26 protein-coding genes are annotated in these 23,407 nt (G+C 53.2%); 14 read left to right on the top strand and 12 right to left on the bottom strand.

Annotation, left to right across the window (positions count from 1 at the left end):
• The first annotated feature begins 4 nt into the window (after positions 1-4).
• From gatA to FDX14_RS14205, 5 genes are all read left to right on the top strand, one after another.
• A complete protein-coding gene (gene gatA / locus FDX14_RS14225; protein WP_137349705.1) occupies positions 5-469 on the top strand; it encodes a PTS galactitol transporter subunit IIA in 465 nt (154 codons plus the stop codon).
• Positions 470-498: 29 nt separating this feature from the next.
• Positions 499-783 carry a PTS galactitol transporter subunit IIB gene (gene gatB / locus FDX14_RS14220; protein ID WP_003828616.1) on the top strand — a complete coding sequence of 95 codons (285 nt, stop codon included), beginning with the start codon at positions 499-501 and terminating at the stop codon, positions 781-783.
• Positions 784-787: 4 nt separating this feature from the next.
• Complete coding sequence (locus FDX14_RS14215) at positions 788-2,161, top strand: galactitol-specific PTS transporter subunit IIC (RefSeq protein ID WP_003828618.1); 1,374 nt, start codon at positions 788-790, stop codon at positions 2,159-2,161.
• 44 nt (positions 2,162-2,205) lie between these two features.
• Positions 2,206-3,249, top strand: coding sequence for a galactitol-1-phosphate 5-dehydrogenase (gatD, locus tag FDX14_RS14210; protein WP_061382506.1), 1,044 nt, complete (start codon positions 2,206-2,208; stop codon positions 3,247-3,249).
• A 111-nt stretch (positions 3,250-3,360) separates the two neighbouring features.
• On the top strand, positions 3,361-4,134 hold the full coding sequence (locus tag FDX14_RS14205; protein ID WP_061382507.1) for a DeoR/GlpR family DNA-binding transcription regulator: 774 nt from the start codon (positions 3,361-3,363) through the stop codon (positions 4,132-4,134).
• Here the strand turns inward: FDX14_RS14205 and FDX14_RS14200 are convergent.
• Both FDX14_RS14200 and rsmI read right to left on the bottom strand, forming a co-directional pair.
• Positions 4,131-5,132, bottom strand: a complete 1,002-nt coding sequence (locus FDX14_RS14200) for a Fic family protein (RefSeq protein ID WP_137349704.1) — start codon at positions 5,130-5,132, stop codon at positions 4,131-4,133. The genes FDX14_RS14205 and FDX14_RS14200 overlap by 4 nt on opposite strands.
• 2 nt (positions 5,133-5,134) lie before the next feature.
• Positions 5,135-5,998, bottom strand: coding sequence for a 16S rRNA (cytidine(1402)-2'-O)-methyltransferase (gene rsmI, locus FDX14_RS14195; protein WP_038634156.1), 864 nt, complete (start codon positions 5,996-5,998; stop codon positions 5,135-5,137).
• Between the two features lie 63 nt (positions 5,999-6,061).
• Here rsmI and FDX14_RS14190 point away from each other — a divergent pair, with 63 nt between their 5' ends.
• Genes FDX14_RS14190 through dolP form a run of 4 tightly spaced genes read left to right on the top strand, consistent with a single transcriptional unit; the run spans position 6,062 to position 9,676 of the window.
• A complete protein-coding gene (locus tag FDX14_RS14190; RefSeq protein ID WP_061382509.1) occupies positions 6,062-8,113 on the top strand; it encodes a penicillin-binding protein activator in 2,052 nt (683 codons plus the stop codon).
• On the top strand, positions 8,071-8,466 hold the full coding sequence (locus FDX14_RS14185; protein ID WP_038634160.1) for a YraN family protein: 396 nt from the start codon (positions 8,071-8,073) through the stop codon (positions 8,464-8,466). The genes FDX14_RS14190 and FDX14_RS14185 overlap by 43 nt, the downstream gene beginning before the upstream one ends.
• Positions 8,467-8,500: 34 nt before the next feature.
• The gene (gene diaA / locus FDX14_RS14180; RefSeq protein WP_003024948.1) at positions 8,501-9,091 is read left to right on the top strand and encodes a DnaA initiator-associating protein DiaA; all 591 of its coding nucleotides are present in this window, start codon (positions 8,501-8,503) and stop codon (positions 9,089-9,091) included.
• 9 nt (positions 9,092-9,100) lie between these two features.
• A complete protein-coding gene (gene dolP / locus FDX14_RS14175) occupies positions 9,101-9,676 on the top strand; it encodes a division/outer membrane stress-associated lipid-binding lipoprotein (protein ID WP_003024954.1) in 576 nt (191 codons plus the stop codon).
• A 93-nt stretch (positions 9,677-9,769) separates the two neighbouring features.
• On the opposite strand, the gene FDX14_RS14170 is transcribed toward dolP, so the two are convergent.
• A complete protein-coding gene (locus tag FDX14_RS14170; RefSeq protein WP_061382511.1) occupies positions 9,770-10,405 on the bottom strand; it encodes an NAD(P)H-binding protein in 636 nt (211 codons plus the stop codon).
• A gap of 128 nt (positions 10,406-10,533) precedes the next feature.
• Here FDX14_RS14170 and FDX14_RS14165 point away from each other — a divergent pair, with 128 nt between their 5' ends.
• Positions 10,534-11,052 (top strand): type 1 glutamine amidotransferase domain-containing protein, encoded by a 519-nt coding sequence (locus FDX14_RS14165; protein WP_038634164.1) that lies wholly within the window; start codon positions 10,534-10,536, stop codon positions 11,050-11,052.
• Here the strand turns inward: FDX14_RS14165 and FDX14_RS14160 are convergent.
• Positions 11,032-11,475: a YhbP family protein gene (locus FDX14_RS14160; protein ID WP_079225936.1), complete on the bottom strand. Its 444-nt coding sequence runs from the start codon at positions 11,473-11,475 to the stop codon at positions 11,032-11,034. The two genes, FDX14_RS14165 and FDX14_RS14160, sit on opposite strands and share 21 nt — an antisense overlap.
• Before the next feature lie 43 nt (positions 11,476-11,518).
• Between FDX14_RS14160 and FDX14_RS14155 the strand changes: the two genes are divergently transcribed.
• Positions 11,519-11,827: a GIY-YIG nuclease family protein gene (locus FDX14_RS14155; protein ID WP_094301043.1), complete on the top strand. Its 309-nt coding sequence runs from the start codon at positions 11,519-11,521 to the stop codon at positions 11,825-11,827.
• Here FDX14_RS14155 and FDX14_RS14150 read toward each other — a convergent pair.
• Positions 11,814-12,317 carry a GNAT family N-acetyltransferase gene (locus tag FDX14_RS14150; protein WP_003024966.1) on the bottom strand — a complete coding sequence of 168 codons (504 nt, stop codon included), beginning with the start codon at positions 12,315-12,317 and terminating at the stop codon, positions 11,814-11,816. The two genes, FDX14_RS14155 and FDX14_RS14150, sit on opposite strands and share 14 nt — an antisense overlap.
• Positions 12,311-12,835: a ubiquinone anaerobic biosynthesis accessory factor UbiT gene (ubiT, locus tag FDX14_RS14145; protein WP_042311251.1), complete on the bottom strand. Its 525-nt coding sequence runs from the start codon at positions 12,833-12,835 to the stop codon at positions 12,311-12,313. Before ubiT ends, FDX14_RS14150 begins: the two co-directional genes overlap by 7 nt.
• Before the next feature lie 220 nt (positions 12,836-13,055).
• On the opposite strand from ubiT, the gene ubiU reads away from it, so the two are divergent.
• The 3 genes from ubiU to FDX14_RS14130 all read left to right on the top strand — a co-directional run bounded on the left by ubiU (position 13,056) and on the right by FDX14_RS14130 (position 16,133).
• A complete protein-coding gene (gene ubiU / locus FDX14_RS14140) occupies positions 13,056-14,051 on the top strand; it encodes a ubiquinone anaerobic biosynthesis protein UbiU (RefSeq protein WP_006687898.1) in 996 nt (331 codons plus the stop codon).
• Positions 14,052-14,059: 8 nt separating this feature from the next.
• Positions 14,060-14,938, top strand: a complete 879-nt coding sequence (locus FDX14_RS14135) for a U32 family peptidase (RefSeq protein ID WP_414438415.1) — start codon at positions 14,060-14,062, stop codon at positions 14,936-14,938.
• A 187-nt stretch (positions 14,939-15,125) separates the two neighbouring features.
• Positions 15,126-16,133 (top strand): luciferase-like monooxygenase, encoded by a 1,008-nt coding sequence (locus FDX14_RS14130; RefSeq protein ID WP_061382514.1) that lies wholly within the window; start codon positions 15,126-15,128, stop codon positions 16,131-16,133.
• An 88-nt stretch (positions 16,134-16,221) separates the two neighbouring features.
• Here FDX14_RS14130 and mtr read toward each other — a convergent pair whose 3' ends face one another.
• From mtr to rpsO, 6 genes are all read right to left on the bottom strand, one after another.
• Positions 16,222-17,466, bottom strand: a complete 1,245-nt coding sequence (gene mtr / locus FDX14_RS14125; protein ID WP_061382515.1) for a tryptophan permease — start codon at positions 17,464-17,466, stop codon at positions 16,222-16,224.
• A 145-nt stretch (positions 17,467-17,611) separates the two neighbouring features.
• The gene (gene deaD, locus FDX14_RS14120; RefSeq protein WP_137349702.1) at positions 17,612-19,528 is read right to left on the bottom strand and encodes an ATP-dependent RNA helicase DeaD; all 1,917 of its coding nucleotides are present in this window, start codon (positions 19,526-19,528) and stop codon (positions 17,612-17,614) included.
• A complete protein-coding gene (yrbN, locus tag FDX14_RS14115; RefSeq protein WP_010723222.1) occupies positions 19,521-19,601 on the bottom strand; it encodes a protein YrbN in 81 nt (26 codons plus the stop codon). Before yrbN ends, deaD begins: the two co-directional genes overlap by 8 nt.
• 106 nt (positions 19,602-19,707) lie before the next feature.
• The gene (gene nlpI / locus FDX14_RS14110; RefSeq protein WP_003024982.1) at positions 19,708-20,592 is read right to left on the bottom strand and encodes a lipoprotein NlpI; all 885 of its coding nucleotides are present in this window, start codon (positions 20,590-20,592) and stop codon (positions 19,708-19,710) included.
• A 109-nt stretch (positions 20,593-20,701) separates the two neighbouring features.
• Complete coding sequence (pnp, locus tag FDX14_RS14105) at positions 20,702-22,837, bottom strand: polyribonucleotide nucleotidyltransferase (RefSeq protein ID WP_005131812.1); 2,136 nt, start codon at positions 22,835-22,837, stop codon at positions 20,702-20,704.
• 246 nt (positions 22,838-23,083) lie between these two features.
• Entirely contained in the window at positions 23,084-23,353 is a 270-nt protein-coding gene (gene rpsO, locus FDX14_RS14100; RefSeq protein WP_000059465.1) for a 30S ribosomal protein S15, read from the bottom strand.
• Between the last annotated feature and the right edge of the window lie 54 nt (positions 23,354-23,407).

Genomic DNA, 23,407 nt, shown 5'->3' with positions numbered 1-23,407 from the left:
ATATATGAGCCAACTTTTTGTTCGAACAGGAATTAACTTTAGCTCGTGTCAGCATGCGCTGACACATATTGGAGAGGAGATGCTGGCCAAAGGGGTCGTGTATGAAAGCTATCCGCAGGCCCTGATTGAGCGTGAAGCAACTTTTCCAACCGGAATAGCGTTGGAACGTCATGCCGTCGCGATTCCGCATTGTGAAGCTATTCATGCGAAATCGCCTGCAATCTATCTGATTCGCCCGGATACACCGGTCAACTTTCAACAAGCGGATGATGACGAAAAGATAGCCGTCTCTTTAATTATTGCCCTGATTGTTGAGAACCCAACGGCGCAACTGAAGCTCCTGCGTCGTCTGTTTAGTGAGCTACAAAACCCGAACACCATTGAAGCATTGTTGAATGCGCCCGATGCAGAACTGGCAATGCTGTTTCGGGAAAAAATCCTTGAGTCTGAGCCCTGCGCACAGGCTTGAAAAGATACTGATAATAAAAGGAATACCCTATGAAACGTAAAGTAATTGTGGCTTGTGGCGGTGCTGTAGCAACTTCAACAATGGCAGCTGAAGAAATTAAAGAACTCTGTGAAGCCAACAATATCCAACTCGACCTGGTTCAGTGCCGGGTAACAGAAATCGAAACCTATATGGATGGCGCGGATCTTATTTGTACCACAGCCCGCGTTGACCGTACGTTTGGCGATATCCCGGTCGTTCACGGCATGCCTTTTGTCTCAGGCGTGGGTATCGAAGCGTTGCAGCAAAAAATACTGACTATCCTCGTGGGGTAACGCCATGTTTAGCGAAATAATGCGTTATATCCTCGACTTAGGTCCAACGGTTATGCTGCCGTTAGTGATCATCATCTTCTCCAAATTATTGGGAATGAAGCTCGGGGATTGTTTTAAATCCGGCCTACATATTGGTATTGGCTTTGTCGGTATCGGACTGGTCATTGGCCTGATGCTTGACTCTATCGGCCCTGCCGCAAAAGCGATGGCGGAACAGTTTCAAATCAACCTGCATGTGATCGACGTTGGCTGGCCGGGTTCATCACCAATGACCTGGGCTTCACAAATTGCATTAATTGCGATTCCTGTCGCCATTGGGGTGAATATCCTGATGCTGGTCACCCGCATGACCCGCGTAGTAAACGTCGATATCTGGAACATTTGGCATATGACGTTTACCGGCGCGATGTTACATCTGGCGACCGGTTCATACTGGTTGGGCATTCTGGGCGTGGTTGTTCATGCCGCCTTCGTCTACAAACTGGGCGACTGGTTTGCAAAGGACACGCGTGACTTTTTTGGCCTTGAAGGTATTGCCATTCCACACGGTTCATCAGCGTACCTCGGTCCAATTGCCGTCCTGGTTGATACTATTATTGAAAAAATCCCCGGCCTGAATCGTATTCATTTTAGCGCGGATGATGTGCAGAAACGCTTTGGCCCCTTCGGCGAACCCGTGACCGTCGGTTTCGTGATGGGTTTAGTGATCGGCATGCTGGCAGGATATGACGTCAAAGCCGTTCTACAACTGGCGGTGAAAACGGCTGCCGTTATGCTGCTGATGCCACGCGTTATTAAACCTATTATGGATGGCTTAACCCCCATTGCGAAACACGCCCGTAAACGCCTGCAGGCGAAATTTGGCGGACAGGAATTCTTAATTGGTCTGGATCCTGCGCTGCTGCTCGGCCATACGTCGGTGGTTTCCGCCAGCCTGATCTTTATTCCGCTGACTATTCTGATTGCCGTCCTCGTACCAGGTAATCAGGTACTGCCATTCGGCGATCTCGCGACCATTGGTTTCTTTGTTGCCATGGCGGTAGCCGTTCATCAGGGGAACTTGTTCCGTACGTTGATCTCCGGCGTCATCATCATGGGTATCACCTTGTGGATAGCCACGCAAACTATTGGTCTACATACCCAGCTTGCTGCCAATGCAGGCGCACTGAAAGCCGGTGGCATGGTTGCATCGATGGATCAGGGCGGTTCCCCAATCACCTGGCTGTTGATTCAACTCTTCACCTGGCAGAACGTTGTGGGCTTCATCATCATCGCTGCGATTTACCTGTTGGGTGTACTACTGACATGGCGTCGGGCACGTAATTTCGTGGCGGCTGAAAAAGCAGCAGCCATAACAGAAAGCCAGACCGCATCTTAATTTCTGGGGAGCATTTGCTCCCCTTCACATTTCTGGAGACATTTATGAAATCAGTGGTGATTCACGCTGAGGGCGACGTACGCATTGAAGAACGTCCTATTCCGCAACTGCAGGCTGATGAAGATGTACTGGTCAAGGTGGTTAGCTCAGGGCTTTGCGGCTCAGACATTCCCCGTATCTTTAATCATGGTGCTCACTATTATCCGATAACGCTGGGGCATGAGTTCAGCGGCTATGTTGAGTCCTACGGTGCAGCCGTTACCGACTTACAACCCGGCGATGCTGTTGCCTGCGTACCACTACTTCCCTGCTTCCATTGCCCTCAGTGCGAGCGTGGATATTTCTCATTGTGTAAGCAATATCAGTTTGTTGGTTCACGCAGCGAAGGTGGCAACGCAGAATATGTAGTGGTAAAACGCGCTAACTTATTCCGCCTGCCTTCAGATATGCCGATTGATGATGGCGCATTCATCGAACCCATTACCGTCGGCCTGCATGCATTTCACCTGGCGCAGGGATGCGAAGGCAAACACGTCATTATCGTTGGGGCGGGTACGATCGGTTTACTGGCAATGCAATGTGCTCGTGAACTCGGTGCAAAAAGTATTACAGCGATTGATATCAACCCGCAAAAGCTGGCATTAGCAAAAGAACTGGGGGCAACCCATGTGTTTAATAGTCGGGAGATGAGTGCGGCTGAGATCCACACAGGTCTGGAGGATATTCAATTTGACCAACTCATACTGGAAACCGCGGGAACCCCACAAACCGTGGCTCTGTCGATTGAGATTGCTGGGCCTCGTGCTCAACTGGCGTTAGTCGGTACGTTGCATCACGATCTTGCGCTTTCTGCAGGTGTATTTGGACAAATATTGCGTAAAGAGTTAACCATTCTTGGCAGTTGGATGAATTATTCCAGCCCATGGCCTGGAGAAGAATGGGAAACCGCTGCGCGCTTGCTAACGGAAAAACGCTTGCAGTTGAGGCCATTAATTGCCCACAGTGGCGATGCCGAAAGCTTTGCCAGCGCCGTCAAGTCACTCCATGGCGCACCGATGCAGGGAAAAATTTTACTCAAACTCTCCTGAACCCACGAGCCAGCAACCTGCGCTGGCTCACATTTACTTTCGAAATTTAGCGTTCACCTTTCGCAATCCTTCGATTAAACTAGTGATAGTCAAATTATCAGGCAAATCAATATGAACTCATTTGAGAGAAGGAATAAAATTGTCGACCTGATTAATACGCAAGGCAGCGTATTGGTAATGGACCTTTCGAATACCTTTGGTATATCTGAAGTCACCATTCGCGCCGACCTGCGGTTATTAGAAGAGAAAGGTCTGGTCACTCGTTTTCACGGCGGTGCGGCTAAACCAGGAAGCCATCTGGCTGAAGGCGACAATCAGGAAGTGGTATTGGAAGATCGGTATCAGCTTGCCAGCGATCCTAAAAAACGGATCGCCCAGGCTGCAACGGCAATGGTCGAGGAAGGAATGACCGTGATTCTGGATAGCGGAAGCACTACCTTACTGATCGCTGAGGCGCTAAACCGAAAAAGTAATATCACCGTTATTACTAACAGTCTGCCCGCTGCGTTTACGTTATCGGAAAACAAAGACATTACGCTGGTTGTCTGTGGTGGAACAGTGCGCCACAAAACGCATTCGATGCATGGCACTATCGCTGAACGCTCTCTGCAAGGGATTAGCGCTGATCTGATGTTTGTGGGCGCTGACGGAATTGATGCTACAAATGGTATTACGACATTCAACGAGGGCTATTCGATTAGCAGCGTAATGGCAGCTGCGGCACATAAGGTCATTGCCGTATTGGATGCGACGAAGTTTAACCGACGAGGTTTTAATCAGGTGCTGCCGATGGAGAAGATTAACTGCGTAATAACCGACGACAGTATCAGCAAACAAGATAAAACAGCGCTGACCAAAACAGGCGTCGAACTGCTGGTCGTTTAAACTACCCGCCACATCCCCCCTTTTGTCGCGCCAACGCGTTGCAGTTTGCCTTTTAGCTGCAACGCTTTCAGATACCGCTCTACGGTGCGGGCTGAGATTGCACACTCTTCAGCGATACTTTTGGCAGATCTGCCCGGCTGGTTCGACAAGATTTGTAGAATGCGTTTTTCAATATCCAGTAAATCAGGCGACATTTCTTCCGACATTTCTTCCGACATTTCTTCCGACAGGGTTGATGGTTTTCCCAATCCCTCCTGCAAAGCAGAGATGATGTTTTCCAGGATAAACTCTATAAAGGGCGTGCAGCTACTTTGCCGATCGCACTGCCCTAACACCTGGTAATAGCGGTCCTGTTGGTAGTGGATCAGTGTCTCTACGGGTAACCACGCCAGTTCCGATCGCCACTCACGGAGGATTAATGTCTGCCACAGCCGCCCCATCCGTCCATTACCGTCGGCAAAAGGATGAATAAATTCAAATTCATAATGGAAAACAGCGCCAGCAATCAGCGGGTGGAGCTCTGTCGTTTTTAACCAGCCCAGTAAATCATTCATCAAACGTAAAACTTGTGAGGCCGGAGGAGCCATGTGAATAAGCTGCTTTTCCCTGTAAACACCAACATTGCCGGTGCGTAACTGGCCTGGATTATCGACCAGACCGAGCATAAGGACCCGATGTGCTTGTAAAAGGTCGGATAATTGATCACTTTTCCATTCCGACATCTTTTCATAGGCCAGAATCGCATTTCTCACTTCCTGTATGTCTTTAGCAGGAGCCAGAATACGTTTTCCTTCCATCAGTGCAGTGACTTGTTCCGTAGTCAATGAATTATCCTCAATCGCTAAAGAGGCCTGAATGGTGCGAATACGATTCTCTTTGCGCAAAAGAGGAGATGCCCTACCAGCCATCGCGGCCCAATGCCCCATCAACTCACCAATTTCAATGACTTGATTAAGGATCATTGGAGTGACGACGAAAGGTGGTTGGTAGGTGCTCACTCTTACTCCCCCTGCTGGTCCAGCGCGTATTTATACAGCGCATTCTTTTTCACGCCGTGAATTTCCGCTGCCAGCGCCGCCGCTTTCTTCAGCGGCAGCTCTTTTTGTAACAACGCCAGCGTACGCAGCGCATCAGCCGGGAGGTCATCTTCTTGCGCTTTATGCCCTTCGACAATCAGCACCATTTCGCCCTTACGACGGTTTTCATCTTCCTTGACCCACGCCAGCAGTTCGCCGACCGGCGCGCCGTGAATGGTTTCCCAGGTTTTGGTCAGTTCGCGTGCCAGCACCACATAACGGGATTCTCCCCAGACGGCGACCATATCTTCCAGGCTATCCAGTAAACGGTGGGTGGATTCATAAAAAATAAGCGTACGCGGTTCTGCTTCAATGGCTTTCATCGCATCGCGGCGGCCTTTTGATTTCGCAGGCAGGAAGCCTTCGTAACAAAAGCGGTCAGATGGCAGACCAGCAGCACTCAGCGCGGCAATCGCCGCGCACGGGCCAGGCAGCGGTACCACGCGGATGCCTGCTTCGCGACAGGTGCGCACCAGGTGGTAGCCTGGGTCGTTAATCAGCGGCGTTCCGGCATCGGAAACCAACGCGATGTTTTGCCCCTCTTTAAGCTTTGCCACCAGCGTCTCGGCTTTTTGTTGCTCATTGTGATCGTGTAAGGCAAACAAACGGGCGTTAATCGCGAAGTGTTGTAACAATAATCCGGTATGTCGGGTGTCTTCAGCGGCAATTAAATCAACGGCTTGTAAAACTTCGAGCGCTCGTTGGGTAATATCAGCCAAATTTCCGATAGGAGTAGGTACAATAAAGAGTTGGCCTTGAGAATTATCCGCCGATTCGTGTTGTTTCATTGTGTCGTCCGTATTGCCGATTTAATATTGAGCATTGCGTAAAAAAATATCACTGGATACAGTATGGTACCCTCAACATTTTCTCGTTTGAAAGCCGCGCGCGCGCTACCAGTCATTCTGGCAGCATTGATTTTCGCAGGCTGTGGCACCCAGGCGCCAGACCAGAGTGCAGCCCATATGCAGGGCACTGCGCAGGCTGATTCCGGCTTTTATCTGCAACAGATGCAGCAAAGCTCAGATGATAGCAAGACCAACTGGCAATTACTCGCCATTCGTGCACTGCTGAAAGAAGGCAAGAGCCAGCAGGCTATCGAATTGTTCAACCAGTTACCGCAGAAGCTAAACGATGCCCAGCGTCGTGAGCAGTCACTGCTGGCCGTCGAGATCAAGCTCGCGCAGAAAGATGTCGCGGGAGCACAGGCCCTGCTGGATAAACTCACGCCCGCCGATTTCGACCAAAACCAGCAGGCGCGTTACTGGCAGGCGCAAATCGACGCCAATCAGGGCCGCCCGTCGCTGACTCTGCTGCGCGCCCTGATCGCACAGGAACCACTGCTGGCCGCGAACGCTAAGCAGAAAAACATAGATGCAACCTGGCAAGCGCTGTCGTCCATGACCCAGGAACAAGCTCAGACGCTGGTCATCAATGCTGATGAAAACGTACTGCAAGGCTGGCTGGACCTCCAGCGCGTCTGGTTCGATAACCGTAACGACCCGGACATGATGAAAGCCGGTATTGCCGACTGGCAAAAACGTTACCCACAAAACCCGGGGGCAAAACTGCTGCCAACGCAGTTGGTTAACGTGCAGAGCTTTAAGCCAGCTTCCACCAGCAAAATTGCCCTGCTGCTGCCGCTGAACGGTCAGGCCGCTGTATTTGGTCGTACTATTCAGCAAGGCTTTGAAGCCGCGAAAAACATGGGCACTCAACCGGTAGCAGCTCCTGTTGCCGCCGCGCCTGCTGCGGATGCCTCTGCTGCTGCGACTACGGAACAACCGCAAACGACAGACGGTGTTGCCAGCCCTTCTCAGGCATCAGTAAGCGATCTGACCAATGAGGAGCCTGCACAGCCAGAAACGACAGCCCCACAGCCTACCGCGCCTGCACAACCAACAACCGCCAGCGCGCCGGCAAATCCGTCCGCTGAGCTGAAAATCTACGACACCTCGTCGCAGCCGCTGAATCAGATCCTGACCCAGGTACAGCAGGATGGCGCCAGCATCGTGGTTGGCCCGCTGTTGAAGAATAATGTTGAAGAGCTGATGAAAAGCAACACGCCATTGAACGTCCTGGCGCTTAACCAGCCGGAGGCGGTGAAAAACCTGCCGAACGTCTGCTACTTTGCCCTGTCGCCAGAAGATGAAGCGCGCGATGCCGCACGCCACATCCGTGATCAAGGCAAACAAACGCCGCTGCTGTTGCTCCCACGCAGTTCGTTAGGCGATCGCGTGGCTAATGCTTTTGCACAGGAATGGCAAAAACTGGGCGGCGGCGTAGTGCTGCAGCAGAAGTTCGGCTCCACGGCTGAGCTGAAAATGGGTGTCAACGGCGGCTCTGGCATTTCCCTGACGGGCAGCCCGGTAGCCTCTTCTGTACCTGCGCAGCCTGGCGTGACGATTGGCGGTCTGACGATTCCGGCAGCGCCTACAGATGCACAAATCACCGGCGGCAGTGGTCGTGTTGACGCCGTGTATATTCTGGCGACGCCGGAAGAAATCGCCTTTATAAAACCGATGATCGCTATGCGTAACGGCAGCCAGAGCGGAGCATCGCTGTATGCCAGCTCCCGTAGCGCTCAGGGAACCGCTGGCCCGGACTTCCGTCTGGAAATGGAAGGCTTGCAGTACAGCGAAATCCCAATGCTGGCAGGCGCTAACACGCCTCTCATGCAGCAGGCGCTTGGCGCGGTGCGTAACGACTACTCGCTGGCGCGTATGTACGCAATGGGTGTCGATGCCTGGTCGCTTGCCAACCACTTCTCGCAAATGCGTCAGGTGCAGGGCTTCGAAATTAACGGCAACACTGGCGCATTAACCGCAAATCAGGATTGTGTGATTAACAGGAAGTTATCATGGCTCAAATACCAGCAAGGACAGGTCGTCCCCGCCAGTTAACGAGTAAACAGACCGGTGACGCGTGGGAAGCTGTTGCGCGTGACTGGCTGCACAGCAAGGGACTGCATTTCATCGCCGCCAACGTGCGCGAACGTGGCGGCGAAATCGACCTGATAATGCGTGAAGGCAACACCACCGTATTTGTTGAAGTTCGCTATCGGCGTTCAGCCCAGTTTGGCGGCGCGGCGGCGAGTGTGACCCGGAGCAAACAACACAAATTATTACAGACCGCCCGCTTGTGGCTTGCGCGCCACAATGGGAGTTTTGATACTGTGGATTGCCGGTTCGATGTGTTAGCCTTCACCGGAAATGATGTTGAGTGGTTTAAAGACGCGTTCAACGACCGCTCATAGTTGAAGATTCAGAGCCTGGTTCTTAAGGATTAGCGTGTTAGATAGAATTAAAGTCTGCTTTACAGAAAGCATTCAAACTCAGATAGCTGCGGCTGAAGCGCTCCCGGATGCGATCTCCCGTGCAGCCATGACGCTGGTTCAGTCCCTGCTCAATGGCAACAAAATTCTCTGTTGTGGTAATGGGACGTCCGCTGCCAACGCACAGCATTTTGCTGCCAGCATGATCAATCGTTTTGAAACGGAACGACCAAGTTTACCTGCTATTGCACTAAATACTGATAATGTGGTCTTAACTGCGATTGCCAACGATCGCCTGCACGACGAAGTTTATGCAAAACAAGTCCGTGCGCTGGGACATGCAGGTGATGTTCTGCTGGCAATCTCTACGCGTGGTAATAGCCGCGATATCGTAAAAGCTGTTGAAGCCGCCGTGACACGCGACATGACAATCGTCGCGCTGACCGGGTATGACGGAGGGGAGCTGGCCGGATTGCTGGGGCCGCAGGATGTTGAAATCCGCATTCCCTCACACCACAGTGCCCGCGTTCAGGAAATGCATATGCTGACGGTCAACTGCCTTTGCGATCTCATCGATAACACGCTTTTTCCTCACCAGGATGATTAAGGAGTACACATGAAGGCATTTTCGCCGCTTGCTGTGATTATCGCTGCACTGCTGCTGCAAGGCTGTGTAGCTGCCGCCGTGGTCGGAACCGCAGCCGTCGGGACTAAAGCCGCGACGGATCCGCGTAGTGTCGGCACTCAGGTAGATGACGGAACCCTGGAATTACGCGTCAATACGGCGTTGTCGAAAGATGCCCAGATCAAGAAAGAAGCGCGTATCAACGTTAGCGCCTATCAGGGCAAGGTTCTGCTGGTCGGTCAGTCACCGAATAGCGAACTGTCTGCGCGGGCAAAACAGATTGCAATGGGCGTAGAAGGTACCACTGAGGTCTTTAATGAGATCCGTCAGGGTCAGCCAATCGGTCTGGGCGATGCGTCCAACGATACCTGGATCACCACCAAAGTACGTTCCCAGTTGCTGACCAGCGATCAGGTGAAATCCTCTAACGTGAAAGTCACCACCGAGAACGGGGAAGTGTTCCTGCTGGGTCTGGTTACTGAACGTGAAGCGAAGGCGGCGGCAGATATCGCCAGCCGGGTAAGCGGCGTGAAACGCGTCACTACGGCCTTTACGTTTATTAAGTAATACCGATGCCGGATAGCGACGCATTAGCGTCTTATCCGGCCTACAGGACGTCATCGTTTGTAGGTCGGATAAGCGTCAGCGCCACCCGGCATTTTATTTTGCCCTTTCGCGTAGCTCGGAAGAGGTCAGGATGGTAACGCCCTCATCTCCTGGCGCCAGCGCTTCTGCCAACATTGCCCGTGCAACATCCCGCGCGTCAATCGACTTCCAGTTACCCGGCAGCAGCCTGAACAACGGCGCTAAAAACTTCTCATTCGTCCGCTGCTTATCCCGTTCTCCCAGTAGCATCGAAGGTCGGACAATCGTCAGGCGCGGCCATTTCTGCGCGATTAACGCCTGCTCCATTTCCCCTTTCACCCGGTTATAAAAAAACGGTGAATTCGCATTCGCGCCCATCGAACTCACCACCAGCATATGCTGAGCGCCTAACCGACGTCCCGTCAGGGCGGTGTCCACCACCAGCGTATAGTCAGCGTGGATAAACGCCTCTTTCGAGCCGGCTTCACGTCGGGTGGTTCCCAGACAACAAAAAACGATATCGACCGGATCGGTGACTTGTGCCAGAGCATCGGTTAGCTGCGGATCATGGGGATTATAAACGCCAACCGTATCAGCCAGCGGTCGACGCGTCGGCGCCGTAATGGCGTTGACCCGGGGTTCATTAAGCAACATACGCAGCAAATTTCCGCCTACCAGCCCCGTTGCGCCTGTTATTAACACCTGACTCATCCTCGCTCCTTTACAGAATTGTCCGTCTTGCACTCTCAGCCTTAGCGACCAGACTTAATAGTCCGTGAGGTAATTATCCGTCAACATGGAAATTCTGCCTTATTCGCAACCAACTCAACGGAGGAAACATGAGCAAGAAGATTGCCGTTTTAATCACTGATGAGTTTGAAGATTCAGAATTTACATCACCAGCAGCAGAATTCCGCCAGGCCGGGCATGAAGTCATCACCATTGAAAAACAGGCAGGAAAAACGGTGAAGGGGAAAAAAGGTGAAGCCAGCGTCACCATCGATAAAGCGATCGAGGATGTGCGCCCTGCCGATTTTGACGCCCTGCTACTGCCAGGCGGTCACTCGCCGGACTACCTGCGCGGGGACGATCGTTTCGTGACCTTTACCCGGGATTTTGTTAACAGCGGCAAGCCGGTGTTTGCTATTTGCCATGGCCCACAGTTGCTGATCAGCGCGGATGTCATTCGTGGCCGTAAACTTACCGCCGTGAAACCTATCATCATTGATGTAAAAAATGCGGGCGCCGAATTTTACGATCAGGAAATGGTGAATGATAACGATCAGCTGATAACCAGCCGAACACCGGACGATCTTCCGGCGTTTAACCGTGAGGCATTACGTATTCTCGGGGCGTGAATCACGTAGCCAGAGCATCTTTTTGCCAAAGCCCAGCGTGTTATCGGTGAATTTGATTTCATCCAGCCGAATCTCCCACACGGGTGCAGGCAACATTCTGGCCACGGGGAAGCGGCGATTATACGCTTTACGCGCAACGTCGCTCTCCTCTCCCTCAAGACGGCGGATTTCCCCTTTAAACTGTACCCCACGAATCAGGGCGACCGTTTTGGGCTGGCCGTTTACCGTGCCGGCAACGGGCGCGCGCGGGCCGGACATCTGAGCATGGCGCGTTTTCTCTTCGGTCAGCACATAGAATGCCATCTTCTGAGCATCAAACAGGTAAAACGCATTCGCGCACCACAATTCACCCTCATGATGTACACACCAGGTCACGACATGCTGCTTCGCCAGCCAGCGGGTCACCGCAGTCAGTGTTTCCATTTCTGTTCTCTTTTATACTGTAGGCCTGAAAATTATCACGTCGATGGTGACAATGACACCCTGGTATCTGTACCTGATCCGTACCGCGGACAACGCCTTATACACCGGAATAACCACCGATGTGGAGCGCCGATATAAGCAACATCAGAGCGGGAAAGGCGCGAAGGCGCTGCGTGGAAAGGGGGAACTCTCCCTGGCATTTGCGGCGCAGGTCGGCGACCGTTCGCTGGCTCTGCGCATCGAGTATCGCGTCAAACAGCTCACAAAGCGTCAGAAAGAGCGCCTTGTAGAAGGCGAAGGGCTTGAGGCTCTACTGAGCAGCCTGCAAGCCCCGGATGTTAAAAACGATTGAAGTGATCGTGGTATTCCACCAGGCCCGTCACGCCCTCCAGCGCATCGTCCGCCAGGCGATGAACCTGGAACGCGCTTTCGGTGCCCGGCCAGCGGCAACGCAGGTCATGATGCGCTGCCAGCTCAAAGCCAAAGCGGCTGTACAGTGCCGGATCGCCCAGCGTAACCACTGCGGCGTAGCCAAACTCGTTCAGGGAATCGAGTCCTTCATAGACCAGCTGACGCGCCAGCCCCTGCCCCCGGTAGTTTTCATCCACCGCGAGCGGCGCCATGCCGACCCATTGCAGATCTTCGCCCTGAACATCGACAGGACTAAACGCGACGTAACCCACTACCTGACCTTCGTCATCGGTCGCAACCAGACCCAGCGTTAAGAAACCATCTTCACGCAGGTCGTGCACTAATTTCGCTTCCGCATCGCTCTCAAATGAACGACGCAGCAACGCATCAATACCAGGGGCATCAATGGGAATCTCAACTCGAATCAGCATGGCTCACCTACCGAGGTCTGTTTGGTGTCTGGCGTTGTTTTCATTCCCGCCTCAACAAAGTCCGCCAACTGCATCAGCATGACGCGCAGCGCTTTAGGCATCTGATCCAGCTCGATGGCGTCCATCAGATTTTTTACATACAGCCCTAATTCTGTATCACCTTCAATTACCAGGCGACGCTGGAAGAAAAGCGTATCCGGATCCTGCTTACGTGCCGCAATCATCAGTAAGTCACTGGCGTCAGCGCTAAAACTCACATCCGCATCGGCATTTTGGCTGACGATAAGTTTATCGTTCTCAACAGAGGTATACCATTTGAGACCAATGTCACGTACATGGATGCTTAGCCAGCGGCCTTCGAGAAACTCCAGCTCTCCATCAGCCAGCGCCTGGCTAAACTGCCAGCTCAGAACCTGCTCCAGGACCTGGCGCTTCAGCGCAAAGGGCGTCAGTTTAACCGGTACACTCATCAGAGAAGGACCAAAATGTACTAAGCGTGAACGCAGTTTATCCAACACGAGCTTTACTCCCTGTTTCAATAGTCCTGCTATTTTGCCATATCAAATAAACGACATAGCGGCATAAATCAACAATTCGATGCGAAATTGTTACCTCTTTATTGCTGTCACCAATACGACTTTAACTGCCTCAAATCAAAAATTGTCTCAGCAAGGTTAACTAAAATCCCTCTTCGTTAACATTTCTGCGCCTTTCACGGCGCAACGTTCAGGATAAATTATGGAGCTGCTCTGCCCTGCCGGAAATCTCCCGGCGCTTAAGGCGGCCATCGAGAACGGCGCTGATGCTGTCTACATCGGGCTGAAAGATGATACCAACGCCCGTCATTTCGCCGGCCTTAATTTTACCGAGAAAAAATTGCAGGAAGCGGTGAGTTTTGTCCATCAACACCGCCGTAAGCTGCACATCGCGATTAACACCTTTGCGCATCCGGATGGTTATGCGCGCTGGCAGCGTGCCGTAGATATGGCGGCGCAACTGGGTGCGGATGCGCTGATCCTTGCCGATCTTGCCATGCTTGAGTATGCCGCAGAGCGCTATCCGCATATTGAGCGCCATGTCTCTGTTCAGGCATCTGCTACCAACGAAGAGGCGATTAATTTTTATCATCGCAACTTTGATGTCGCCCGTGTGGTGCTGCCGCGCGTGTTGTCTATTCATCAGGTGAAACAGCTCGCTCGCGTCACGCCTGTTCCACTCGAAGTGTTCGCCTTTGGTAGTTTGTGCATTATGGCGGAAGGCCGGTGTTATCTTTCATCCTACCTGACGGGCGAATCGCCTAACACGGTTGGCGCCTGCTCTCCCGCGCGTTTTGTTCGCTGGCAGCAGACCCAACAGGGCCTGGAATCCCGTCTGAATGAAGTGCTGATTGACCGCTATCAGGACGGAGAAAACGCCGGTTATCCGACGTTGTGTAAAGGCCGCTATCTGGTTGACGGCGAGCGCTATCATGCGCTGGAAGAACCCACCAGCCTGAACACGCTGGAGCTGCTGCCGGAGCTGCTGGCGGCCAATATTGCCTCGGTAAAAATCGAGGGACGCCAGCGTAGCCCTGCCTACGTCAGCCAGGTGGCGAAAGTGTGGCGTCAGGCGATCGATCGCTGTATAGCCGACCCGCAAAACTACGCACCACAGGCGGCATGGATGGAAACGCTCGGTTCCATGTCCGAAGGCACGCAGACCACGCTTGGCGCGTATCACCGTAAATGGCAGTGAGAGAAGCAATGAAATATTCCTTAGGGCCGGTGCTATGGTACTGGCCAAAAGAAACGCTGGAAGATTTTTATCAGCAGGCCGCCGCCAGCCAGGCCGACATTATCTATCTTGGCGAAGCGGTATGCAGTAAACGCCGTGCCACCAAAGTGGGCGACTGGATCGATATGGCGAAGTCGCTCGCTGGTAGCGGTAAACAGGTGGTACTGTCGACGCTGGCGCTGGTGCAAGCCTCATCTGAGCTGGGCGAATTAAAGCGCTACGTTGAAAACGGCGACTTCCTGCTGGAAGCCAGCGATCTCGGCGTGGTAAACATGTGCGCCGAGCGTAAGCTGCCGTTTGTCGCCGGACACGCGCTCAACTGCTACAACGCGGTGACGCTGCGTTTACTGCTCAAACAAGGGATGGTGCGCTGGTGTATGCCGGTAGAATTATCTCGCGACTGGCTGATCAATCTGCTCAACCAATGTGAAGAGTTGGCTATCCGCGATAAGTTTGAAGTAGAGGTATTGAGCTACGGCCATCTGCCGCTGGCGTACTCTGCCCGCTGCTTTACGGCGCGCTCCGAAGACCGACCAAAAGACGAATGTGAAACCTGCTGCATCAAATACCCGAACGGGCGAGATGTGCTGTCGCAGGAGAATCAGCAGGTCTTTGTTCTCAACGGGATCCAGACCATGAGCGGCTATGTTTATAACCTCGGTAACGAGCTGACATCCATGCAGGGTCTGGTGGATATTGTGCGCCTGTCACCTTCTGGCACGGAAACATTCGATATGCTTGATGCCTTCCGCGCCAATGAAAATGGCACTGCCCCATTACCGCTCGCCGCTCATAGCGACTGCAACGGTTACTGGAAACGTCTGGCCGGGCTGGAGCTGCAATCCTGATAAAACCTCGCCGGATGGCGGCATAAATGCCTTATCCGGCCTACAAATAGCGATCCCGTAGGCCCGATAAGCGCAGCGCCATCGGGCCTTGTTTTTGCCGTCAGTCTCATAAAGCTCACTTTGTTAACAACGTTAATCAAATTTTAATGCAGTATTAAATGATTAACCGGTAACAAAGTGAGCCGTTATGACTGACAAAACTATTCCGTTCTCGGTGCTGGATCTGGCACCGATCCCTGAAGGATCTTCGGCAAAAGAAGCCTTTACGCACTCGCTTGATCTCGCCCGGCTGGCTGAAAAGCGCGGCTATCACCGCTACTGGCTGGCAGAACATCACAACATGACTGGCATCGCCAGCGCCGCAACCTCAGTTCTGATTGGTTATCTGGCTGCCAATACCACCACGCTGCATCTGGGTTCTGGCGGCGTGATGCTGCCCAACCATTCGCCGCTGGTGATCGCCGAGCAGTTCGGTACCCTAAATACACTGTATCCGGGACGCATCGATCTCGGGCTTGGCCGCGCGCCGGGGAGCGATCAGCCAACGATGCGCGCGCTGCGCCGCCATATGAGTGGAGATATCGATAACTTCCCACGCGACGTGGCCGAACTGGTGGACTGGTTCGACGCCCGCGACCCGAACCCCCATGTACGCCCGGTGCCTGGATACGGCGAGCAGATCCCAGTCTGGTTATTAGGTTCCAGCTTGTATAGTGCACAGTTGGCGGCACAGCTTGGCCTGCCGTTTGCCTTCGCCTCGCACTTTGCTCCGGATATGCTGCATCAGGCGCTGCATCTGTATCGTAGCCAGTTCAAACCTTCGGCGCGGCTGGCAAAGCCGTATGCAATGGTATGCATCAACATCATTGCCGCCGACAGTAATCGCGATGCCGAATTTCTTTTCACCTCGATGCAGCAGGCGTTTATGAAACTCCGTCGTGGCGAAACCGGCCAGCTACCGCCGCCGGTAGAGAATATGCATCAACTGTGGTCCGCTTCTGAACAGTATGGCGTGCAGCAGGCGCTAAGCATGTCGCTGGTCGGTGATAAGGCGAAAGTGCGACACGGGCTGGAGGCTATCTTGCGTGAAACCCAGGCTGATGAAATTATGGTTAACGGCCAGATTTTTGATCACCAGGCGCGGCTACACTCATTTGATTTGGCGATGGATGTGAAGCAGGAATTGTTGGGGTAGTACAATTTGTGCCGGATGGTGGCTGCGCCTTATCCGGCCTACTCAATCTCTGTAGGCCCGGTAAGCGTAGCGCCACCGGGCAATTTTTCTACTGGTACACTGGCAGCAGGTTAACGCTCGACAGGATATGGATAACCGCGTTGCCGACACCGAAGACCAGAATCAGGGCAATCATCGGTTTACCGCCCCAGACACGGAATTTCGGGCTGCCGAAACGTTCGCGGGATTTGCGTGCCAACAGCGCTGGCACAATGGCAGCCCAGATAGTTGCAGCTAAACCTGCATAGCCAATGGCGTACAGAAAACCGTTCGGCCACAGCAGGCCACCGACAATTGGCGGCACAAACGTCAGCAATGCGGTTTTAAAACGTCCCATTGCGGAGTCATCAAAACCAAATAAATCAGCCAGATAGTCAAACAGGCCCAGCGTCACCCCGAGGAAGGAACTGGCGACCGCAAAATTGGAGAACACCACCAGCAGCAGATCCAGACTACGGCTGTTCAGCACACCGCTCAGCGCCTGGACCAGCACGTCAATATTCCCGCCCTGCTGCGCAATACCAATAAATTCCGGACGCGGAATATTCCCCATCGTACCCAGCAGCCATACGGTATACAGCACCAGCGCCAGCAGCGTGCCGTATACCAGGCACTTAACGATGGTCTTGGGATCCTTGCCGTAATACTTCATCAGGCTCGGGACGTTGCCGTGATAACCAAACGACGCCAGACAGAACGGCAGCGTCATCAGCAGGTACGGTGTATATGAAGCATTGCTCTGCGCCACGTTAAACAGCGTGGCAGGCTGAACGTGTCCCAGCAGGCTGCCGAAGGTTAGGAAAAAGGTAATGACCTTTGCCCCCAGCACAATGGCCGTCATACGGCTAACCGCTTTGGTGCTTAACCACACCACAAACGCGACCAGCAGCGCAAAGCCAAGACCTGCCGCGCGCGCCGGAACGTTCAGCGACATCTCGGCAAAGGTGTGGTGCAGAATCGAACCGCTCGCCGAGATATACGCGTAGGTCAGAATGTAGAGCACAAAAGCAATCGAGATGCCGTTAACAACGTTCCAGCCTTTGCCCAGCAGATCTTTGGTAATGGTGTCGAAGCTGGAACCAATCCGGTAATTGAGGTTGGCTTCAAGGATCATCAGCCCGGAGTGCAGCATGCAGAACCAGGTGAAGATCAGCGCCGCCATGGACCAGAAAAACCACGCCCCGGACATGACCACCGGCAGAGAGAACATCCCCGCGCCAATAATGGTGCCGCCGATGATCACCACGCCGCCAAGCAGCGAAGGTGACGTTTGGGTGGTGGTTAGTGTTGCCATTTAGCCGTCTCTCCAGTCATTTATATTGCGACTACATATCAATGTGCTGCACTGTACCAGTACACGAGTACAATTGAAATAAAAAAAGCCCCGATTGTTGAGATCGGGGCTGTATATTTTACTTTACGCTTTTAAGCCGTTTGGCTTATGCGTCACCGCCGAAACGACGACGACCGGCTGAGTCATCACGACGCGGAGCTGAAGAATCGTCACGGCGCGGGCCACGACCACCTTCACGACGTTCGCCGCTGAAACGACGACCATCACCACGACCGCCTTCACGACGCTCACCGCCAAAACCACGGCCTTCACCGCGACCGCCTTCACGACGCTCGCCGCTGAAGCGACCACCGCCACGACGCTCACCACCGGTGTGCGGTACGGCATCGCCAACCAGCTGCATGTTCATCGGCTTGTTCAGGATGCGGGTACGGGTAAAGTGCTGCAGCACGTCGCCCGGCATACCTTTCGGCAGTTCGATAGTGGAGTGGGAAGCAAACAGCTTGATGTTACCGATGTAACGGCTGCTGATATCACCTTCGTTAGCAATCGCGCCAACGATATGGCGGACTTCAACGCCGTCATCACGACCCACTTCAATGCGGTACAGCTGCATATCACCAACGTCACGACGTTCACGACGCGGACGGTCTTCACGGTCGCCACGCGGGCCACGATCGTTGCGGTCACGCGGACCACGATCGTCACGGTCGCGGAATTCGCGTTTCGGACGCATCGGCGCATCTGGCGGCAGGATCAGCGGACGTTCGCCCTGAGCCATTTTCAGCAGTGCGGCTGCCAGCGTTTCGATATCCAGCTCTTCTTCCGGCTGCATTTTCGCCAGCAGAGCACGGTACTGATCCAGATCGCTGCTTTCCAGCTGCTGCTGTACTTTCGCGGCGAATTTTTCCAGACGGCGTTTGCCCAGCAGATCTGCGTTCGGCAGTTCTACTTCTGGAATGGTCAGCTTCATGGTGCGTTCGATGTTACGCAGCAGACGACGCTCGCGGTTTTCAACGAACAGCAGCGCGCGGCCAGCACGACCCGCACGACCGGTACGACCGATACGGTGAACGTAAGATTCGGAGTCCATCGGGATATCGTAGTTAACGACCAGGCTGATACGCTCAACGTCCAGGCCACGGGCCGCAACGTCGGTTGCAATCAGAATATCCAGACGGCCATCTTTCAGACGCTCCAGAGTCTGCTCACGCAGAGACTGGTTCATGTCGCCGTTCAGTGCAGCGCTGCTATAACCGCTACGCTCCAGCGCTTCTGCAACTTCCAGGGTCGCATTTTTGGTACGGACGAAGATAATCGCCGCATCAAAATCTTCTGCTTCCAGGAAACGCACCAGCGCTTCATTTTTACGCATGCCCCATACAGTCCAGTAGCTCTGGCTGATGTCAGGACGGGTAGTGACGCTGGACTGAATACGTACTTCCTGCGGCTCTTTCATAAAGCGGCGGGTAATACGACGAATCGCTTCCGGCATGGTGGCAGAGAACAGAGCGGTCTGATGACCTTCCGGGATCTGCGCCATGATGGTTTCAACGTCTTCGATGAAGCCCATACGCAGCATTTCATCAGCTTCGTCCAGTACCAGACCGCTCAGTTTGGAGAGGTCCAGAGTACCGCGCTTCAGGTGATCCAGCAGGCGGCCCGGCGTACCGACGACGATCTGTGGTCCCTGACGCAGGGCACGTAATTGCACGTCATAACGCTGGCCGCCGTACAGGGCTACCACGTTCACGCCGCGCATGTGTTTAGAGAAATCCGTCATGGCTTCTGCAACCTGAACCGCCAGTTCGCGGGTCGGTGCCAGCACCAGAATCTGAGGTGCCTTCAGCTCAGGATCAAGATTGTTGAGCAGCGGTAAAGAGAACGCTGCCGTTTTGCCGCTACCGGTCTGGGCCATACCCAGAACATCGCGACCGCCCAGCAGATGCGGAATGCACTCTGCCTGGATTGGAGATGGTTTTTCGTAACCCAGATCGTTAAGGGCTTCAAGGATAGGAGCCTTCAGGCCCAGATCTGCAAAAGTGGTTTCGAATTCAGCCATGTAGTACGTGTGCCTCAAAATTAATGGCGGCCAGTCTACATAACTCATCATGAAATTGATCTGCAATTTTCATTGAAAAGTGTGAACCGGCTCAAAGTAGGTGTATTAACGAACAACAACGCCCTCACCCGTGAAGGTGATGGCAATCAAAAAAGATTACGGGCTGATGTGTACGTCAGCTATTGCTGGTCCGATTCTGCCAGGTCATCTTGGTCCTGGCCCAGGAGCGATAATTCCAACAATGCGTATCGGTGCTCAACAAAGTTATGAACGTTGTTAGCCACCGCCAGTTTGAACAATGCCGTAGCGTTGTCCAAATCCCCCAGACTTAGGTAGTACTTACCTAAATAGAAGTTGGTTTCACTGAGATGCTCAGCGAGCGAGGTGTTATCCGTTGCGTCCGCCTTCAGGCGTTCCATCAGCGTTGCTTCGCTAATGTTGCCCAGGTAGAACTCGACAATGTTCCATCCCCATTGCTCTTTATCCGATTTTTCGAAGCGTTGTTTTAACGCTTCTTTAGCCTGCTTCTCATCGAGCTTCTGCTCGGCAAGATAAAGCCACAGACTGCGGAAAGGATCATTGGGATCGTCTTGATAAAACGCCAGCAGATCATCTTGCGCTAACTTGTCGCGACCGCCGTAATACAATGCGATACCGCGATTTAAGTGCGCGTAGTTGTAAGTTGGATCAAGCTCAAGTACAGAATCAAACGCTTCATAGGCAGCATCAAAATTGCCTGCCTGCGTTAAATATATACCTAAGTAATTGAATACTTCAGGCATATCTGGTCGGATTGCCAGCGCTTGTGAAAAATCATTTCGCGCAAGTGCCCTCAGACCGAGACTATCATACAACACTCCGCGCTCATATAAAAGCTGTGCGCGTTCGTCATCGGTTAAAGCCCGACTGGCAAGAATTTGTTCCATACGTGCCAGAATCACTTCCTGCTGCAAAGTCGGTTGCAATGGTACTGCGAGGACTTCACTCTTACGCCAGGCGGAATTACTGCATCCAGCCAGCGTGAGTGCTGTCGCAACGAAACACCAGCGCAAAAAAGGCTTCATTTCCCACTCCCGAAGACAACGATTGAATGAACGTCCAGGTTCCCCGGTTGCTAACAAGGCGTCCTGCCGGGTTAAAGGCCCTCCGCTCTCACGGAGGGCAATGGCAACCTTACTCGCCCTGTTGGCTTACCGGAGCTTCCGGTTCGCCTGCAGGCTGAGACTGCTCAGTTGCTTCTTTAATGCTCAGACGTACACGGCCCTGGCGATCAACTTCCAGAACTTTAACCGGTACTTCCTGGCCCATCTGCAGGTAATCGGTCACTTTCTCAACGCGCTTGTCAGCGATCTGAGAAATGTGTACCAGACCTTCTTTACCGCCACCGATGGCCACGAAGGCACCGAAGTCAACGATACGGGTCACTTTACCATTGTAGATACGACCTACTTCGATCTCTGCAGTGATCTCTTCGATACGACGGATAGCATATTTCGCTTTCTCGCCGTCGGTCGCTGCGATCTTCACAGTACCGTCATCTTCGATTTCGATAGTAGTGCCAGTCTCTTCGGTCAGGGCACGGATAACAGAACCGCCTTTACCGATAACGTCTTTAATCTTGTCCGGGCTGATCTTGATGGTGTGGATACGTGGCGCGAATTCAGAGATATCGCCACGCGGCGCGTTAATCGCCTGCTCCATCACACCCAGGATGTGCAGACGCGCACCTTTAGCCTGGTTCAGAGCAACCTGCATGATCTCTTTGGTGATACCTTCAATTTTGATATCCATCTGCAGCGCAGAGATACCGTCGCGGGAACCCGCCACTTTGAAGTCCATATCGCCCAGGTGGTCTTCGTCGCCCAGGATGTCAGACAGAACAACATAGTTGTCGCCTTCTTTCACCAGACCCATCGCGATACCCGCAACGGCGGCTTTGATCGGCACGCCTGCGTCCATCAGCGCAAGGGAAGCGCCGCATACGGAAGCCATGGAAGAAGAACCGTTAGATTCGGTGATTTCAGAAACCACACGCACGGTGTACGGGAATTTATCCAGTTCCGGCATCACTGCCAGCACGCCACGTTTCGCCAGGCGACCATGACCAATCTCACGACGCTTCGGAGAACCGACCATACCGGTTTCGCCTACGCAGTACGGAGGGAAGTTGTAGTGGAACAGGAAGTTGTCAGTACGCTCGCCCATCAGTTCGTCGAGGTTCTGCGCATCACGGGTGGTGCCCAGGGTCGCAGTAACCAGCGCCTGAGTTTCGCCACGGGTGAACAACGCGGAGCCGTGGGTGCGCGGCAGCACGCCGGTGCGCACGTCCAGACCACGGATCATGTCTTTTTCACGGCCATCGATACGCGGCTCGCCTGCCAGTACGCGGCTACGAACAACGTTTTTCTCGATAGCGTGCAGGATTTCGCCCAGTTCGTTAGCGTCCAGGGTTTCATCTTCAGCCACCAGAGTCGCGATGGTTTCAGATTTGATCACGTCAACCTGAGCATAACGCTCTTGTTTGTCAGTGATACGGTAAGCATCGCTCAGACGAGCTTCTGCCAGTGCGGCAACGCGCGCGTTCAGCGCTTCGTTGACGGCTTCTGGCTGCCAGTCCCAACGCGGTTTGCCAGCTTCTTTCGCCAGCTCGTTGATAGCCTGAATAACAACCTGCTGCTGTTCATGACCGAATACTACAGCGCCCAGCATCTGGTCTTCGCTCAGCAGTTCAGCTTCGGATTCAACCATCAGTACGGCAGCTTCGGTACCGGCAACAACCAGGTCCAGCTTGCTTTCTTTCAGTTCATCCTGAGTCGGGTTCAGTACGTACTGGTCATTGATATAACCAACACGTGCAGCACCGATCGGGCCGTTGAATGGGATGCCAGACAGCGTCAGCGCAGCGGATGCGCCGATCATTGCCACGATATCCGGGTTAACCTGTGGGTTAACAGAAACAACGGTCGCGATAACCTGAACTTCGTTAACGAACCCTTCCGGGAACAGCGGGCGAACCGGGCGGTCAATCAGACGCGCGATCAGGGTTTCGCCTTCGCTCGGACGGCCTTCACGACGGAAGAAGCTACCCGGGATACGGCCAGCAGCGTAGGTACGCTCCTGGTAGTTAACGGTCAGCGGGAAAAAGTCCTGGCCTGGTTTCGCTTTTTTCTGGCCAACAACGGTAACGAATACCGCAGTGTCATCCATGCTAACCATAACAGCGGCAGTCGCCTGACGCGCCATCATGCCGGTTTCCAGCGTAACGGTATGCTGACCGTACTGGAATTTACGAACGATCGGATTAAGCAAAATAATATCCTTTCTCTATTTTTTGACGGCACATTTTTGCGCCATCGTTAATACCCGATCTTCTGCGCATCCTCGCGACTAATGACAACCCTAACCCATACGCATGAGTAAAGCCTCTCATTAGCCGCGCGAACCTCTGCAACGGAAGATCATTCATAGCAACAATACATTAGTTTCCAGCGAATTGCTGCCATCTGCTGGAAAAAAGGGGCCATGAAGGCCCCCTCTTTCTGAAACTCGAAAGAATTAGCGACGCAGACCCAGACGCTCGATCAGCGCGGTGTAGCGTGCAACATCTTTACGTTTCAGGTAGTCGAGCAGTTTACGACGCTGAGAAACCATGCGCAGCAGACCACGACGGCTGTGGTGATCTTTTTTGTGCTCTGCAAAGTGGCCCTGCAGGTGGTTAATCTGTGCAGTCAACAGAGCAACCTGAACATCGGTAGAACCGGTGTCGTTTGCATCACGACCAAACTCAGAAACGATTTTAGCGGTAGCTTCAGTACTTAGAGACATTTTAAAACTCCAAAGTGTTAAGAATGAAAGGATGCCGATCTCTAATTCAGCTAT

The organism is Citrobacter sp. wls710 (assembly GCF_005281115.1).
GTDB classification, from domain to species: Bacteria; Pseudomonadota; Gammaproteobacteria; order Enterobacterales; family Enterobacteriaceae; genus Citrobacter; species Citrobacter werkmanii.
Note: the sequence above shows the minus strand (reverse complement) of the source record. Positions and strands in the feature narration are given on the sequence as shown.